General features: G+C 58.1%; 17 protein-coding genes and 1 pseudogene. 5 read left to right on the top strand and 13 right to left on the bottom strand.

Annotation, left to right across the window (positions count from 1 at the left end):
• Positions 1-64: 64 nt before the first annotated feature.
• The 4 genes from KGB27_RS27680 to KGB27_RS27665 form a co-directional block, all read right to left on the bottom strand.
• Positions 65-1,024: an AraC family transcriptional regulator gene (locus tag KGB27_RS27680; protein ID WP_008044866.1), complete on the bottom strand. Its 960-nt coding sequence runs from the start codon at positions 1,022-1,024 to the stop codon at positions 65-67.
• Between the two features lie 144 nt (positions 1,025-1,168).
• Positions 1,169-2,098, bottom strand: coding sequence for a catechol 1,2-dioxygenase (gene catA / locus KGB27_RS27675; RefSeq protein WP_192417572.1), 930 nt, complete (start codon positions 2,096-2,098; stop codon positions 1,169-1,171).
• Positions 2,099-2,152: 54 nt separating this feature from the next.
• Entirely contained in the window at positions 2,153-2,443 is a 291-nt protein-coding gene (gene catC, locus KGB27_RS27670; RefSeq protein ID WP_008029082.1) for a muconolactone Delta-isomerase, read from the bottom strand.
• Between the two features lie 10 nt (positions 2,444-2,453).
• Positions 2,454-3,602, bottom strand: coding sequence for a muconate cycloisomerase family protein (locus tag KGB27_RS27665; RefSeq protein ID WP_008029080.1), 1,149 nt, complete (start codon positions 3,600-3,602; stop codon positions 2,454-2,456).
• 124 nt (positions 3,603-3,726) lie between these two features.
• Between KGB27_RS27665 and KGB27_RS27660 the strand changes: the two genes are divergently transcribed.
• The gene (locus tag KGB27_RS27660) at positions 3,727-4,623 is read left to right on the top strand and encodes a LysR family transcriptional regulator (protein WP_223557094.1); all 897 of its coding nucleotides are present in this window, start codon (positions 3,727-3,729) and stop codon (positions 4,621-4,623) included.
• Positions 4,624-5,315: 692 nt separating this feature from the next.
• Here the strand turns inward: KGB27_RS27660 and KGB27_RS27655 are convergent.
• Positions 5,316-6,242, bottom strand: coding sequence for a LysR family transcriptional regulator (locus KGB27_RS27655; protein WP_223557093.1), 927 nt, complete (start codon positions 6,240-6,242; stop codon positions 5,316-5,318).
• A 121-nt stretch (positions 6,243-6,363) separates the two neighbouring features.
• On the opposite strand from KGB27_RS27655, the gene KGB27_RS27650 reads away from it, so the two are divergent.
• Positions 6,364-7,212 carry a type 1 glutamine amidotransferase domain-containing protein gene (locus KGB27_RS27650; protein WP_223557092.1) on the top strand — a complete coding sequence of 283 codons (849 nt, stop codon included), beginning with the start codon at positions 6,364-6,366 and terminating at the stop codon, positions 7,210-7,212.
• A 76-nt stretch (positions 7,213-7,288) separates the two neighbouring features.
• Complete coding sequence (locus tag KGB27_RS27645) at positions 7,289-8,728, top strand: DHA2 family efflux MFS transporter permease subunit (protein ID WP_223557091.1); 1,440 nt, start codon at positions 7,289-7,291, stop codon at positions 8,726-8,728.
• Positions 8,729-8,784: 56 nt separating this feature from the next.
• Here the strand turns inward: KGB27_RS27645 and msrA are convergent, their stop codons facing one another.
• The 4 genes from msrA to KGB27_RS27625 all read right to left on the bottom strand — a co-directional run bounded on the left by msrA (position 8,785) and on the right by KGB27_RS27625 (position 10,619).
• The gene (gene msrA / locus KGB27_RS27640) at positions 8,785-9,291 is read right to left on the bottom strand and encodes a peptide-methionine (S)-S-oxide reductase MsrA (protein WP_192228409.1); all 507 of its coding nucleotides are present in this window, start codon (positions 9,289-9,291) and stop codon (positions 8,785-8,787) included.
• Between the two features lie 114 nt (positions 9,292-9,405).
• The gene (locus tag KGB27_RS27635) at positions 9,406-9,771 is read right to left on the bottom strand and encodes a hypothetical protein (RefSeq protein ID WP_223557090.1); all 366 of its coding nucleotides are present in this window, start codon (positions 9,769-9,771) and stop codon (positions 9,406-9,408) included.
• Positions 9,772-9,965: 194 nt separating this feature from the next.
• Positions 9,966-10,256, bottom strand: coding sequence for a DUF6124 family protein (locus KGB27_RS27630; protein ID WP_207286411.1), 291 nt, complete (start codon positions 10,254-10,256; stop codon positions 9,966-9,968).
• Positions 10,257-10,394: 138 nt separating this feature from the next.
• A complete protein-coding gene (locus tag KGB27_RS27625) occupies positions 10,395-10,619 on the bottom strand; it encodes a hypothetical protein (protein ID WP_223557087.1) in 225 nt (74 codons plus the stop codon).
• Between the two features lie 564 nt (positions 10,620-11,183).
• On the opposite strand from KGB27_RS27625, the gene KGB27_RS27620 reads away from it, so the two are divergent.
• Entirely contained in the window at positions 11,184-12,449 is a 1,266-nt protein-coding gene (locus KGB27_RS27620) for an abortive infection family protein (protein ID WP_223557085.1), read from the top strand.
• A gap of 323 nt (positions 12,450-12,772) precedes the next feature.
• Here the strand turns inward: KGB27_RS27620 and KGB27_RS27615 are convergent, their stop codons facing one another.
• Genes KGB27_RS27615 through KGB27_RS27605 form a run of 3 tightly spaced genes read right to left on the bottom strand, consistent with a single transcriptional unit; the run spans position 12,773 to position 15,330 of the window.
• On the bottom strand, positions 12,773-13,357 hold the full coding sequence (locus KGB27_RS27615; RefSeq protein ID WP_223451891.1) for an isochorismatase family protein: 585 nt from the start codon (positions 13,355-13,357) through the stop codon (positions 12,773-12,775).
• Between the two features lie 60 nt (positions 13,358-13,417).
• Positions 13,418-14,254: a pirin family protein gene (locus KGB27_RS27610; RefSeq protein ID WP_223557083.1), complete on the bottom strand. Its 837-nt coding sequence runs from the start codon at positions 14,252-14,254 to the stop codon at positions 13,418-13,420.
• A gap of 11 nt (positions 14,255-14,265) precedes the next feature.
• Positions 14,266-15,330, bottom strand: coding sequence for an alkene reductase (locus KGB27_RS27605; protein ID WP_223557081.1), 1,065 nt, complete (start codon positions 15,328-15,330; stop codon positions 14,266-14,268).
• A gap of 100 nt (positions 15,331-15,430) precedes the next feature.
• On the opposite strand from KGB27_RS27605, the gene KGB27_RS27600 reads away from it, so the two are divergent.
• Positions 15,431-16,312 carry a LysR family transcriptional regulator gene (locus tag KGB27_RS27600; RefSeq protein WP_223451897.1) on the top strand — a complete coding sequence of 294 codons (882 nt, stop codon included), beginning with the start codon at positions 15,431-15,433 and terminating at the stop codon, positions 16,310-16,312.
• Between the two features lie 123 nt (positions 16,313-16,435).
• Here KGB27_RS27600 and KGB27_RS27595 read toward each other — a convergent pair.
• Positions 16,436-16,566, bottom strand: a pseudogene (locus KGB27_RS27595) (diaminopimelate epimerase); the annotation flags it as partial.

Raw genomic sequence — 16,566 nt, 5'->3', positions numbered from 1 at the left:
CAGATAGACCGCGTCGTTTGAATCGCCAGCAAGCCGGCTCCTACAGTTCGTGGTGTACCTGCGATCACTCGCGGCGTTTGAGGGTGTCCGACGGTAACTCGCCGAACTGTTTGCGGTAGTTGTCGGAGAATCGCCCCAAATGCAAAAAACCATAATCCATCGCCACTTCCGTAACGTTACGCACATTACAGGTCGGGTCGCTCAAACAGGCATTGATACGCTCCAGACGTTTCTGCCGGATGTAGTTTTTCGGCGTAGTGCCGGCGTTGCGTTCGAACAAGCCATACAGTGAACGCAGGCTCATCCGCGCCTGACGCGCCAGTTCTTCACTGTCGATGTCCTGCTTGAGGTGGCGTGCGATGTAGTCGGCAATCACCTCGAACGTGGCCGTCTGTGAGCCGAGGTTGATGCGGCTGACGTTGGTCTGCATCAGGCTGAGCATCTTGCTGACGATAATCTGTGCGTAATGCTCCTGCACCTTGGGAATCTGCTCGGTGGCCTCGGCCTCCTGGCAAATCATCGCCAGCAGACCGACAAACCCTTCCAGTTCATTGAGCTGGTAACGGTTCTCCAGAAACCGCACGCCCTGCCCCGGATAGCGCCAGCGCTGCTCGTCGCACACGGACTCAAGCAACGTCGTGGGAACTTTGAGGATGAATTTTTCGCAATCGTCAGAGTACGTCAGGTCCACCGGATCGTCGGGATTGATCAGCAGCAACTCGCCAGGCGCGAAGTAATGTTCCTGACCGTGCCCGCGCCACAGGCAGTTGCCACGCAGCAACACTTGCAGGTGATAGATGCTTTCCAGCGCGCCCGAGGTGACCCGCACGCTGCCGCCATAGCTGATGCGGCACAGGTCGAGGCTGGCAAACTTGCGATGATTGAGACTGGCCAGGGGTTGCCCGGCGCGCGGCATCAGGATGCAATGATTACCGACATGCTGATTGACGTAGCCCGACACCGCGTACGGGTCGGCATGGTCGAATACGGAGCTGCGCTGACTCAACAGTTGCGCTTGCATCATCGGGTCACTCTCGTTGTTTTTATGGGGTGCGACGGGTCATTCTAAGGCAGTGCTTGCGGCGGTGTGTCAGTTGATCGACATGTGGAATGTCCGGCCCCCTTCGCGAGCAGGCTCGCTCCCACAATGGTCCCACCGTTATAGAGATCAGTCCTCCAGTGCGCGAACCCGCTCGTGACGCTGCTGCTCTTGCGGCTGGGCGGACGACTGCAAGGTGAAATCGAATTCGATCTCGGCAAAACGACCGCTGACGCCATGCGCCGCTGCGCGTTGTTGATCATCGCTGAAGGTGATTTTCGCGATCAGCTCGTCACGGGTGGCGTAGGCAAAATCGTCGTGCAGGTATTGATCGCCGTCGAGGTTGATCTGGGTGGTCAGGTGACGGTGATCCGCCGCCGAGATGAAGAAGTGCACGTGCGCCGGACGCTGGCCGTGACGGCCCAGTTGATCGAGCAGTTGCTGGGTCGGACCGTCCGGCGGGCAGCCGTAACCCGACGGCACGATGCTGCGGAAGCGGTAGCGACCTTCGGCGTCGGTGACGATGCGCCGACGCAGGTTGAATTCAGATTGCGTGGTATCGAAGTACGAATAAGTGCCGCCGGTATTGGCGTGCCAGACATCCACAATCGCACCGGCCAATGGTTCGCCAGCGGTGTTGAACACACGGCCCTGCATGAACAGCGTCACACCCGGATCGACGCCATCATCCAGACGCGCTTCACCTTGGGACAACGGTGCACCGGCCACGTACAACGGGCCTTCGATGGTGCGCGGCGTGCCGCCAGCCTTGCCGGCCTGTTCGTCTTCGGCGTCCATCAGCAGGTCGAGGTAGTGTTCCAGGCCCAACCCGGCCACCACCAGTCCAGCCTCCTGGCGCGCACCCAGCACGTTGAGGTAGTTGACGGCTTTCCAGAACTCTTCCGGGGTCACAGCGAGGTCTTCGATGATGTTCACCGAATCACGCAGGATGCGGTAGATCAGCGCTTTGGTGCGCGGATTGCCGGCATCGTTGTGCAGGCCGCTGGCCTCTTCGAGAAACTTCTGGGCTTTGGCAGTGTGGGAAATTTTTACGTTCATTTTATGGGTTCCTCATCTTGTAATTATTAGCGTGGCGAACTGAACAGGCCAGGTTCAGCGGTCATCCTCGCGGATGGAAGAAGGATGCCGGCACATCGCGGTGACTTCGATCGCCATGTACGGGTACAGCGGCAATTGCATGAGCAAGTCGTGCAGCTCTTGAACGCTGTCGACATCGAACACGCTGTAATTGGCATAGAGCCCGGCAATGCGCCACAGGTGACGCCACTTGCCTTGATCCTGCAGACGCTGGGCCAGGGCTTTTTCGTCAGCCTTGAGCTGCGCGGCGCGTTCGGGGTTCATGTCGACCGGTAAATTCACGGTCATCTTTACGTGGAACAGCATAATGCTCTCCTCAGGCTTGATGAATGGCAGTGGATGTCTTGTCACGACGGAAAAACGCCAGGCGTTCTTCATCGAGGTTCAGGCCCAGCCCCGGGGTTTTCGGCACGTGCAGCTCGAAATCGCGATAGACCAGCGGCTCGCTGAGAATGTCTTCGGTCAACAGCAGCGGGCCGAACAGCTCGGTGTCCCACGCCAGCTTGTTCAGCGTGACGAAGGCATGGGCCGAAGCCATGGTGCCCAGACCACCTTCAAGCATGGTGCCGCCGTACAGGCCGATGCCCGCCGCTTCGGCAATCGCGGCGGTCCGCAGCACGGCGCGTGGGCCGCCGTTCTTGGCGATCTTCAGGGCGAACACCGAAGCCGCACCTTCACGGGCCAGGTTGAACGCATCTTCCACGCACTCGATGGATTCATCGGCCATGATCGGCGCCGGGCTGATGGCGTTCAGGCGCGCCATGCCCGAGCGGTTATTGCGCGAGATCGGCTGCTCGATCAGGTCGATTCCGTTGCTGCCGAGAATCCGGCAGGCGCGCAACGCGACGGCTTCATCCCAAGCCTGATTGACGTCGACCCGCACGCTGGCGCGATCGCCGAGGGCTTTCTTGATCGCGATGACGTGAGCCAGATCGCGATTGACTTCGCCGGCACCGATTTTCAGTTTGAAGATGCGATGGCGGCGCAGGTCGAGCATTTTTTCCGCTTCGGCGATGTCCTTGTCGGTGTCACCGCTGGCCAGGGTCCAGGCCACTGGCAGCGCATCCCGAACGCGGCCGCCCAGCAGTTCGCTGACCGGCAGGCCTAGGCGTTTGCCCTGGGCATCAAGCAACGCGGTTTCGATACCTGACTTGGCGAAGGTGTTGCCACGGATGCTGCGCTCCAGGCGCAACATCGCAGCGTTGACGTTGGCGCTGTCCTGACCCAGCAGCAGCGGCGCGAAGTGCCGGTCGATGTTGGTCTTGATGCTGTCCGGGCTTTCATTGCCATACGCCAGGCCACCGATGGTGGTGGATTCGCCAATGCCTTCAATGCCATCGGCGCAGCGCACGCGAATGATCACCAGCGTCTGGTTCTGCATGGTGTGCATCGCCAGCTTGTGCGGGCGGATGGTCGGCAGATCGACGATGATCGTCTCGATCGATTCAATGGCAGTTGCAAGCATGTCGATACCCGTCAGGTTCTTAAAGTTCTGGAACCGATTCTGGTACGGCTTTTTTCGGGAAGCCAATATAGAATTGGTCTGACTTGATACCTTTAAGGTATGCAAACTGCTTTGCGGAGGCCTCATGGAACTGCGTCACCTGCGGTATTTTCAGGTGTTGGCTCAAACCCTCAACTTCACCCGCGCCGCCGAACTGCTGCACATCGCCCAGCCGCCACTGAGCCGACAGATTCAGCAACTGGAGGATGAACTCGGGGTGTTGCTGCTGGATCGCGGACGGCCGCTGAAACTGACCGACGCCGGGCGGTTTTTCCATGAACACAGCACTGCCCTGCTGGAGCAACTGGGCAAGGTCTGCGACAACACGCGACGCATCGGCCTGGGGGAAAAAACCTGGCTGGGGATTGGTTTTGCGCCGTCGACACTCTATGGCGTGCTGCCGGAACTGATTCGCCGTTTGCGCAGCGGCGAGCCTCTGGAGCTGGAACTGGGGCTCTCGGAAATGACCACGCTGCAACAGGTGCAGGCGCTCAAGGCCGGTCGGATCGATATCGGTTTCGGCCGCATCCGCATCGACGACCCGGCCATCATCCAGACGGTGTTGACCGAAGACCGGCTGGTCGCCGCCCTGCCCGCCGGTCATCCGCTACTGGCCGGGCCGATCAGCCTGCGCGAACTGGCGAAGGAACCTTTCGTGCTGTACCCCGGCAACCCGCGCCCCAGCTACGCCGACCATGTGATCGGGCTGTTCGAGTCCTATGGCGTCAGCATTCACGTGGCGCAGTGGACCAACGAACTGCAAACCGCCATCGGCCTGGTGGGCGCAGGAATCGGCGTCACCCTGGTGCCGGCCTCGGTGCAATTGCTGCACCGCGACGACATCGGCTTCACGCCGCTGCTGGAAGACAACGCGACCTCGCCGATCATCCTCAGCCGACGCGTGGGCGACGTGTCGCCAGGGTTGAATCATTGTTTGCGGATGATCGATGAATTATTGCCGCAACAGCTGAACGCTTTGTAGGAGCCCGGCTTGCTGGCGATGGCGTCTGCGAGATTGCCATCGCCGGCAAGCCGGCTCCTACAGATCGTGGGGGTGTTCGGGATTGAGGATTTACGCAAAACCTGTAGGAGTCCGGCTTACTGGCGATGGCGTCCGTGAGATCGCTATCGCCAGCAAGCCGGCTCCTACAGATTGTGGGGGTGTTCGGGATTGAGGGTTCACGCAAAACCTGTAGGAGCCCGGCTTGCTGGCGATGGCGTCCGTGAGATCGCCATCGCCAGCAAGCCGGCTCCTACAAATTGTGGGTGTGTTCGGGATTGAGGGTTCACGCAAAACCTGTAGGAGCCAGCTTGCTGGCGATGGCGTCCGTGAGATCGCCATCGCCGGCAAGCCGGCTCCTACAAATTGTGGGGGTGTTCGGGGTTGAGGGTTAACGCAAAACCTGTAGGAGCCAGCTTGCTGGCGATGGCGTCCGTGAGATCGCCATCGCCGGCAAGCCGGCTCCTACAAATTGTGGGGGTGTTCGGGGTTGAGGGTTTACGCAAAACCTGTAGGAGCCCGGCTTGCTGGCGATGGCGTCCGTGAGATTGCTATCGCCGGCAAGCCGGCTCCTACAGATTGTGGGTGTGTTCGGGATTGAGGGTTCGCGCAAAACCTGTAGGAGCCGGCTTGCTGGCGATCCAGGCGCTGCGGTGCATCAAGTACGCTGAAACCTACCGGGACGGCTCGCCGGCTGGCTCGGCCACTTCTCGGGTGAGGAAGTCGATCAAGGCCCGTGCGGTCGCTGACAATTGGCGATGGGGCGGATAGATCACTGAAAACGGTCGGGAGCGTCCGCCCGACTGTTCAAGCAGCGGCACCAAGCGTCCACTTTGAATGCGCTCGCGGACGATGAAATCGTAGCTCTGGCAAATCCCCATCCCATGCTCGGCCAGGGACACAATACCCAGCACGTCGTCGGACACCTGCACATTCGCCTCGGGTATCCACTCCCGATCAACCCCCTCTTCACGAAACAACCAAGGCCCGACGCGGCCGCTGCTGGGCATCACAAACGGCAGGCAGGCATGCGCCGCCAGTTCGTCGACACTGCGCGGTGTGCCGGCACGTTTCAGGTAGTCCGGCGCGGCGACCAGGCACAAACCCGCGTCCTCCAGCTTGCGTCCGATCAGGCCGCTGTCCGGCAATTGCCCGAGACGAATCGCCAGGTCATACCCTTCCGCCACCAAATCCACATTGCGATTGCTGATGCTCAACTCGATGCGCACTTGCGGGTACTGCCGGGTAAAGCGGCACAGCAATGGCGGCAACCGGAAATGCCCGTAGGTCGTCGGCACACTCAGCCGCACACGCCCGGTCAACTCGCCTTCCTGCCCCTGGATCGTTCGTTCGGCATCATCGATCAACCCGAACGCCGCGCGGGATTGTTCAAGGTAAAGCAGGCCCGCCTCGGTCAGGCTCAGACGCCGGGTCGTGCGCCGCAACAGCTGGACGCCAAGGCGCGCTTCCAGGCGCGAAATCGCCCGGCTGACCACCGACGGCGTGGTCGCCAGAAACACCGCCCCGGCGCTCAACGAGCCCTTTTCCACCACGGTGACGAACACTTCAACGTCCGCGAGATAATCGAATCGACGAGTCACTCTTACCTCCAAAGAACAAGTGCTTTCCTTCGCAGCGAGTTTATCGCCCACACAGGCATGAATATAGTGAATCAACGATCCGGCGACCGCCGATCGATCACCTCACTGTTCGGAAGCTCCCATGCGCCCTATCGCCCGACTCGCCCTCGCCATGACCATTTCCGCGGCTGCCTTCAACGCACAGGCCAGCAATGTCCTGATCGTGCTGTCCGATTCCGACCACCTCGACCTCAAGGACCAGAAGGTTTTCGCCACCGGTTTCTACCTGAACGAACTGATGCAACCGGTGAAACTGCTGCTCGATGCCGGGCACTCGGTCACCTTCGCCACACCGACTGGCAAGGCGCCGACACTGGACCAATCGTCCAACGACAAGATGTATTTCAACAATGACGTGGCGGCCTTACAGGCGCACAAGGCGCTGCTGGATCAGCTAAAAGTCACTTCAAAAGGCGAGTCGCCGGTCATCAGCCTGGCGCGGGTCGAACAGATCGGCTACGAGCATTTCGATGCCGTCTACGTCCCCGGCGGCCACGCGCCAATGCAAGACCTGCTGCACAGCGCCGCGCTGGGTAAACTGCTGAACAACTTCCATGACAACGGCAAGACCACCGCCCTCGTCTGCCACGGCCCGATTGCCCTGCTGTCGACCCTGGCCGATCCCGTCGCATTCACCCGACAACTCGAAACCGCTGGCAAAGCCTCCACCAAAGGCTGGACCTACGCCGGCTACAAATTCACCGTCATCAGCAATCAGGAAGAGGAATTGGCCAAGGGCTTGTTGAATGGCGGCGCGATGAAGTTCTATCCGCAAACGGCGCTGGAACACGCGGGCGGCGTCTATCGCAGCAACACCTCGCCGTGGACCTCCAACGTCGTCATCGACCGCGAACTGGTGACCGGCCAAAACCCAGGTTCCGCGCTGGACGTGGGCAAGGCAATCGTCGAGCGTCTCAAGCCTCGGAGCTAGAGACTGAGTGGTCCTGGAATGGTAAAACTCGTGGCGTTGTTTTTTGTTTGAATGACCTCGAAAAAGGATCACATCGGTGAAGTCACCCGCCACGCCAGATTCAAGTGTCACAGCCGAGTCTGGCCTGCGCCTGCAAACCCGGCTGATCGCGCTGGTGGTGGCGGTGACCTTTTTCATGGAAAACCTCGACGCGACGGTCATCGCCACCGCGCTGCCCACCATGGCCAGCGCATTCGGCATTACGCCGGTCGACATGAACATCGGCATCACCGCCTACATTCTTGCGGTGGCGATCTTCATCCCGCTGTCCAGCTGGATCGCCGACCGCTTCGGTGCGCGAAAGGTGTTTGCCGGCGCAATCATCGTCTTCACCCTCGCCTCGCTCCTGTGCGGGCTCAGCCAGAACATCGAAATGTTCGTTTTCGCCCGCGTGCTCCAGGGCATCGGCGGCGCGCTGATGGTGCCGGTGGGACGCCTGGCCGTGCTGCGCAACACCGACAAAAAAGACCTGGTGAAAATGATCGCGGTGATTACCTGGCCCGGCCTGGTAGCGCCCATTCTCGGGCCAATCGTGGGCGGCCTGATCGTCACCCACGCATCATGGCCGTGGATCTTTTACGTCAACCTGCCGCTCGGTGCATTGGCGCTATTTGCCGCACTGTGGCTCGTGCCCGAAGGACGCGAAGACAACGTGCGCCCATTCGACGGCAAAGGCTTCGCCCTGCTGGCCGGCGCCTGCGCCTCGCTGCTGGGCGGCCTGGAATGGCTGGGCAGCCAGCACGGCAACGCCATGTACTCAGGACTCGCGCTAGTGATCGCCGGCGCGATTCTCGCCGCATGGGCCGTGCACCACTGCCGACATCACACCCACCCACTTTTGCCGCTCGGCACCGTGTCCATCAACACCTTTCGGGTCAGCCTCTTCGGCGGATCACTCTTTCGCCTGGCCATCAGCGCCTTGCCGTTTTTGCTGCCGCTGCTGTTCCAGGTCGGCTTCGGCTTATCGCCCGTCGACGCCGGCCTGCTGGTGCTCGCGGTGTTCGCCGGCAATCTGGCGATGAAGCCGTTCACCACGGCAATCATGCAGCGTTATGGCTTTCGCCAAGTCCTGCTGGTCAATGGCGTCATCGGCGTAATTTCCATTCTGGTCTGCGCGCTGTTTACCCCTCAGACGCCATTTGCCGTGATTGCCGCCGTGCTTTTTGTGGGTGGCTTGTCGCGATCCATGCAATTCACCTGCTACAACTCCATCGGCTTTGCCGACGTGCCCAAGGCACGGATGAGCGAAGCGTCGGCGTTATTCAGCATGTTCTTTCAACTGGCCATGGGGTTGGGGGTGACGATTGCGGCGTTGTTGTTGCGGGCGTCGATGTCGGTGCAAGGCCATGAGTTGCAGGCGCAGGTGGCTGACTTTCGAGTGGCGTTTGTGGGTGTGGCGGTGTTGGGGTTGTTGGCGTTGGTTGATGTGATCAGGTTGCCCAAGGATGCGGGGGACAGTGTGTTGAAGCGGGTTTGAACCTGCCTCAAAGCGGCTGAACAGAGACGGCCCATTCGAGCCGCCCCTGTACTTGATTACCCGCGTTTGGGCAATTTCCAGTTGGGTCGGATGAAGTGGCAGGTATAACCGTCGGGAAGCCGTTCGAGGTAATCCTGGTGTTCCGGTTCCGCTTCCCAAAACGGGCCGGCCGGGGTGATTTCGGTGACCACCTTGCCGGGCCAAAGGCCGGAAGCTTCGACGTCGGCCACGGTGTCTTCGGCAACCTCTCTCTGCTCATCGCTGAGGTAGAACAACGCAGATCGGTAGCTCGCGCCGACATCGTTGCCTTGGCGATTTTGGGTGGTGGGGTCATGAATCTGGAAAAAGAACTCGAGAATCTGGCGATAGCTGATTTGTTGCGGATCGAACACGATCTCGATGGCTTCCGCGTGATTGCCGTGGTTGCGATAAGTCGCGTTCGGCACATCGCCTCCCGAGTAACCCACCCGTGTGGACAGCACGCCGGGGTAACGTCGCAGCAAATCCTGCATACCCCAGAAGCAACCACCGGCCAGGATGGCGGTTTCGGTTTGCGTCGTCATGAACGGTCATTCTCCTCAATGAAAGTGGCGCGTTATTGATTACGGATCGGACTGTTGAACGAGTCGGAGCGACTGCCGCACGGGTGTCGACGCAATGATCATAAACCTTAACCGCTACGCCGTAAGCTCGACGTAGCTCGACTCCCCACCGCCCGTCGCGCCCGACAACCAACCCCAAACGAAGGCCAGAGTGGTACGCCCTGCGTGATCAACGCCCACCGTGCCACGAGACCAGCCGGCAAGCATTTCGCCATCCGCCGTCAAACACTGAAAAAGCAGCTCAATCGTATCGGGGCCTGTCACACGCCCGACTTGATGACCGATGCGTATCCGTCCGCCCTGGTAAGTGCTCGAAATGGCATTCCCCTCGACGTGGTAGTGAAACACGATGCCGGCACCGGACAGCCCTTGAGCGTTATTCGCGACGGTAAACCGGCGATTGTTCAAACGCTCGCTGATTTGAGAAAAGGGGGTTTCCATGAGTGTCGCGTCCTTTGGTTGAGATGTTCCGTTTTTAGGCTTTGATGATCCTAACTCAATCTTTTCCGAGTGATGAAGGCACTGGCTTGGCGATCTCTGATGCTGTGGCTTCAATCCAAAAACAAAAAAAGCCCTGCCCCGACTAAATGGGGCAGAGCTTCTGTTGGCGCATCACGTTATATCAACGCCCTCGCCTACTCCTGCGGGTCAACCTGATCCAGCACCCGATTCACCGTCAATTCCGCTAACGCAATCATTTGCTGAATGCCCAGTGCCAAATTGCATTTGGGGCCTTCGAGTATGAACGCCAGCTCACTGGCCATAACGCTTGCAGAGGCAAGTGTTTCGCACGCGTGAACCAGCAAGGTTTCAGTGCTTGCGGTGGGGACGACGGCGAAGATCGGGTTTGCCCGGCGCTCGGCCTCGGCGGGTTTGCGGGGTGGGGATTCGGAAGTTTCGGATGGGTTAACGTTTTCGTCGAGCATTTGGAACTCCAATGAACTGGGCTCCTATGAGAAAGTCGGGCTACCACACCCGGTCGCTGTATTGGCAGCGGCAGAGGGAGGTTAGTAATGTTGCTTCCTAGGTGCAAGCCTATTAGGTTGTAGGAAATTTCGATGGAGTTAGGCGACGAATCTGTAGGGGTTGCTTTTGGCCGAAGCAAATTTTCTGTGAGCGCGTATAAATAAATCTGTCCCCTTTTCGCGATCGAGCAGTCCGTCTTTCACGCCGGTCAACTTAGTCGCGATGTGGAAGCCAGAATGCGCGCCTTTGGGAAAAAGCAAACTGAGTGCGTACAGATCATCGACGAGACCATCAAGGACGATGTTAACTGTAGTTGTAGGCATCTGATGCTCCTTAGGTTCCAGATCTCAGTTGCTGCCAGCTAGGTTGGCCATCCAAGGTAGCTTCGTTCCGGGGAACTCGCCCCTATGCGATCTTCGATATGTAAATATCCGGTGAATCATGTTGGGTAGTCCATGACTATTTCCGACCGAAACCGCCTAGCTGTATACAGCATTGGCGAGGTCGGCTTTCGGCCAATAGCGGTCGCTCGATGTGTCTACGATCTTAAGGGCGATTTAACCTTCTCTACTAGCAGCGGCAGATGTGTATCGAACTCACTGACGCAAATCTTCATCCCGAACCAGTTTTCTCCTCAGTTATCAACGAGATAATTGGCAGGGCGTATTTGCACCACGGCTGTGTGTTAAATGATGAAGTCGACTACATAAGCATTGACTACTGGGAAGGCCAGCAGGGAAAAGACTGAAAAGTGAATGGCCGGTGAATGCCCCCGGTTTGCTATGCAGGCCTCGGGTTTGGCTTTTTCACCGACGCATCCAATTTTGGTAGCAGATGCCCCTTCCTGCTAGCTACGATGACTCCCAGTTATCTGGAATGGGGGCCGTATGGAGCAAACCGAAATTGAGCCGCTTTTGGCGACGGTGTACGCGGTTCTGCGTGCAGAGGGTGCTGTTGAGGCGGCTGAGATAGTCCGCGGCCATCCTGCGAATGCGGAACTGACGGGCAACGACAACTGGAATGGCGGAACCAACTATTGGGATATCCAATTCATCGTTCCTGCGTTGGAGTACGCCAAGCTCGGGGTCAAGCGGGCCCAGCTTCAGGAAAGGATCACAACTGCGCTGAAGACGGTAACCGAGCACGAGCAAAACGACGCCTACTCGGCGCTGATCGTACCCGCACGTGAATTCCATGCGGATTGGCGTTCAGGGAGGTCTTCCAACCTGCCGAAATCGGTGCGGCAAAACATCACGGACGGCCTACGTCTAGAGAATGTGAAGTGGTATGGCGAGCTCAATGATGTTGAGTTTCTGAGTCGGCTGTATGAGCTTGAAACCCTTCCTTCCACGGACAGTCGCTACAAAGACGCCGTCGGTGACATTTGGCAGCATCGCTATAACAACGATGACTGGGACGATGACTGGATCTTTAGCGACTCCCGATTCAACCTCTTCGATGGGAGTGCTGAGGCATTTCTCCGGTTTCTCTGCGAAACGGTGCACCCCGTAGTTCGCCCCCAACGGGATGAAGCGTTTAAGCTTGTTGAGCATTTCAACGATCAACTCCAGAACGCCGGCTGGGAGTTGTACCAAGAGCAGCAAATCGCCGGCCGCCCACGCTTTTCCTACCGGTTGATAAGCAGCACTTCGACAGAAGCGAACGCAGCCAGGTCGGTCATGCGAGCGAGAGTAGTTGTCGAGGCGTTGAGCGCTGGATGGATGGCGAAGCAAATTGAGCGTCTGGAATATGCCATCGATTCAGACCCAGAATTGGCGATCGGGACCGCCAAAGAACTGGTGGAAAGCTGCTGCAAGTCCATTCTCACGAAACGAGAAATTCCGTTCACCAAGGCTGATGACCTAGGCAATCTGACGAAAAAGGTTACCAAAGCATTGCAGTTGGTTCCTGACGAAGTCAGTGAAGCAGCTAAGGGCGCTGAAAACATCAAAAATATCCTCCGCAACCTCACTCAGTTGACCAGCAATCTCACGCAGTTGAGAGGGTTGTACGGTACCGGACATGGCAAGGACGGCCAACATCGCGGGCTGCAGCCTAGGCATGCTCGGCTTGCGGTTGCCGCAGCAGTGGCATTTATCGATTTCGTATCGGAAACGCATCGATACCGAGAAGCTTCGGAGCCGCAGAGGTGAAGCGCTTGGCTACGATTCAGTCGTCCGTCGGTCCAGAGCAGTCGTTTGATCGACCCGATGGGCAATTAGCCTCGACCGGCAGAAAACGACCCAAAGCGGTCGGTCAGCACTGGCGATGGTTGATCATCCCCACAGGCATAAATACGACGTTTTGGTTCGAGCGGGTGCAGAAGAAGTGGGTGGTGTTGGGGGAGAGAAATATCTTGGCCTGGACTGAAACATGAACGTCACGGGAGCCCAATCAAGCCAGAAATACATTGTTGCGCAATCGATAGAAGCCCGGAAGCCCCGCTTGGAGGCGTTCCGGGCCATTGAGATTTTGCTTATTCGCCGAAGGCTTCCATAAGCACTTGAACCAACTCGCCGCCTTCCGGTGTTGCCCAGCTACCTGCCAGTTCGGCGATTAGCTGGTTGGTGGTAGTCAGCGTCACACCGGCCTTATCCATACGGCGCAAAGCAATGTCATCAGCCATGGCGGTAGGTGAAGCGCCCCCATCGGCAACTACCTGGACTTCATAACCATCACGGACCAAAGATAGCGCCGGGTAGACCGTGCACACATCGTTGGTCACACCGGCAATGATCAGCTTTTTGCGGCCTGTTGCCTTCACGGCTGCGGCGAAGTTTTCATCGTCCATTGCATTGACGATGCCCAGTCGTTTGATGCGGCTAGCAAATTCAGTCGGAAGGATCTCTTCCAGTTCGCTCAGCAGCGGGCCTTGGGCATATTCTTCCATGCTGGAAGTCAGTACGACGGGAAGCTTCAGGATGCGTGCTGCTTTTGCAAGCATCAGTGCGTTGCGCTTCAGCTCTTCAAAGGGCATGGATTTAGCCCAGCCCATGGTCCCGACTTGGTGATCGATCAGCAGTAGGGCCGCATTCTTAGCATTGAAATTTTCGAATGTCATGGTGATTCTCCTGGCGTCTACGTTGGGGCACTTGCCCCGGTTGTTGGATAAGTGAATCGTTTAACGAGCTTGCAGCGTTCCAAACTCGCCGCGCCGGTAGCCGTCTACTGCTGTGGCCAGCGCGTCCATCGAAGCGAGGGCCATTGGCCCTTGCCAAAACACCGGTTGATTCAACGGAGTGCCGGAAAACATGACTGCCTTGGTATTTCCGTTCTTTGCTTGCAGGGTGACAACCCGATCAGCGCCCTGAGGAAGATTGACCGGCGCCTTGGGGTCAGTCAGGTCGAAGGCCTGCCCGTCGATATACATCTCTCCGTCGATTGGCATCACGAACGCCACATGCCCTTGCGGTACCGGAATCTTCACTTCGCTTGCGACTTCAAGGGAGATGTCCAGAAGCCTTACGTCCGTAGGCAGTAACGACGGAGAATCCAGCCCTTCGAAGTTACCCAGCGGGACACGTATTTTCGCGCCTGCCAAATAAACGGTAGGCACATCCTGGGCCTCCACACTGAAGACAAAGGGCGCATCGGCTTGCATGTCTTTGGGCAGGTTGATAAAAATTTGCAGCATGTGAACAGTCTTGCCCGGTTCAGCAGGGACCTCTTCGTGAACGATGCCTTCACCCGCCGCCGTCCAGTGCAAACCACCGGGTTGAATCAGATTGCGATTGCCGAGCGAGTCCCGGTTGTCGATGCCTGTTTCCGAATCCAGAAAAAGGTAGGAGACCGCTGAAAAACCCGCATGCGGATGGGGTGGAAACGTCGGTCCGCTGATCCATGCATGGTCCACACCGAGGAATGGATCGATAGGTTTCGCATACTGATCGCCGCGCAGACTGAACGCCCGAAACTGGCTGCCGTGGTTCATGCGCTGTAAACGTGCGATGGAAGGCATGGCTGCGGTCCTCAGGCCCCTTGAGACAGGGTGGGATAATCGATATAGCCTTCTTCGCCCGGGGCGTAGAAGGTGTCCTTTTCTGGAGTATTCAACTCAGCGCCTGTACGGAACCGCTCAGGCAGATCGGGGTTGGCCAGGAAGGCACCGCCGAACACCGCTGCGTCTGCTTTACCGTCAGCGATCAGCGACTCGGCGCTGTCTTTGGTCTGGCCACTGCCGATCAGGTAGCTACCGTCGAATAGCGGACGCAATGCGGCGTGGTAGTCGTACTGGGCACCAAACAGCGCCACGTGCAGATAAGCGAGCTTGAAGTCGCGAAGTTGCTTGACCAGGTAGGTGTAGGTTTCCTGTGGATTGGCATCGACGATGTCGTTGAAATTCATCTCTGGAGAGATCTTGATGCCGACACGGTCACTGCCCACTTCACTCACCATGGCGGCGAGCACTTCCAGAACGAAGCGAGCACGGTTTTCTACCGAGCCACCGTATTGGTCGTCGCGCTGGTTGCTGCCGGTGGAGAGAAACTGCTCAGGCAGGTATCCCGAAGCGGCGTGCAATTCAACACCGTCGAAACCGGCTTCAATCGCCCGACGTGTGGACTGACGGTAGCCTTCAACCACATTGGCAATTTCAGCGACGGTCAGGGCGTGGGGTATCACGAAATCCTGCAACCCGGTGGCGGTGTAGGTCTGGCCTGCGGCCTTGATTGCAGAGGGCGCTTGCGGCTGTGCGCCGTTGGCCAGCAACGAAGGGTGTGAAACCCGCCCGCAGTGCATCAATTGCATGAAAATGCGGCCACCACGAGCGTGAACCGCGTCGGCGACTTTCTTCCAGGCGGCAATCTGTTCGGTGGTTTCAATACCTGGTGTGCGGACATAGCCTTTACCGAGTGCAACGGGGAAGACGCCTTCGCTGATGATCAAGCCGGCGGTGGCGCGCTGTGCATAGTAGGTTGCAACCATGTCGCTGGGCACACCAGCGTCATCGGAGCGCGAGCGGGTCATTGGCGCCATGACGATACGGTTGGACAGGGAGTAGCGGCCTACCTGGACTTCGGAAAAAAGAGCATTCATTACGGTGTTCCTCAGTAGTGATGTGGTTATGATTGATCAATCCGGATTCGGGATAAATCCGCGAAAGCCGAAATGACTAATCCATTAATGGGATAATGCTGTGGAATTTCTCAACGACATGGCGCTGTTTGTCGAGGTAGTGAAGGCGCATAGTTTCACGCGTGCGGCAGAAACGCTGGGGATACCCAACTCGACCTTGTCCCGGCGAATAAGCGCGCTGGAGAAGGGGATTGGCTTGCGGTTGTTGCACCGCACGACTCGCAAGATCGAGCCCACCGAAGCGGGCCAGTTGTACTTTGAACGCTGCAAACGAATCGTCGATGAGGCCCGTCTGGCGCATGAGCAGCTAGGGGAAATGCTGGCCCGGCCCAGCGGCTTATTGCGCGCCTCGCTACCCGTCGACTTCGCCACTGTCTACCTGGCCCCATTGATTGCGGAGTTTGCCCGGATCTACCCCGGCATCAGTTTTGAGTTCGATCTGAGCCCACGTCAGGTCGATCTGATCAGTGATCCGGTTGATGTGGTGATTCGGATGGGGGAGCCGCCGAACTCGACCCTGATCGCTCGTAAGCTCGCAAGCTTGCGGCGCAGCTTGTATGCATCTCCAAGATACTTGGAGGTCTCCGGTGCTCCTGAGCATCCATCTGAACTGGTCAACCATGAATGCCTGCGATTGCGTGGAGCAGGAGGCGACCGTTGGACGCTGTCCAACGAGGCAGATAACGAGCAGGTAGATATAGGAGGGCGATTCGAACTCAACAGCGTAGGCATGCTAAGGCGTCTGGCAACGTTGGATCTCGGTGTGGCGTTGTTGCCAGACGGTATCGCGGCGCAGGACCTTGCGGACGGAAAACTTCGCAAAGTTCTACCGCAATGGCAGGCATCGCCTGTATCGGTTTACGCGCTGACTGAAACCCGTTTGCTTCCGGCGAAAACCCAAAGATTTATTGAGTTTCTGCGAGATAAGCTTGAATGCGCGTAGTGTCCAGAGCGAATGGCCGCTTCTGGCCGATTGCTGCCTTTCGCGAAGGGCAGTGAATGGGTCTACTCAGGTCTGCTTCGAAGCTCAATGGGGGCTCCTCCGCCTTTCACGACAAAGAAGCAATCAATCTTTTAACAAGCTATCCGCAATTGCCCCCGAAAAAACCGCCTCCACCGGCCCAATAAGAAACACCGGCCCCACCCCATCCCATTGAACCGTCACACTCCCGCCATCACATTCAACCTCAACGGTAT

The sequence above is a fragment of the Pseudomonas sp. BF-R-01 genome, from assembly GCF_019946615.1.
Classification (GTDB): domain Bacteria; phylum Pseudomonadota; class Gammaproteobacteria; order Pseudomonadales; family Pseudomonadaceae; genus Aquipseudomonas; species Aquipseudomonas migulae.
This window is presented reverse-complemented; position numbering and strand designations above follow the sequence as displayed.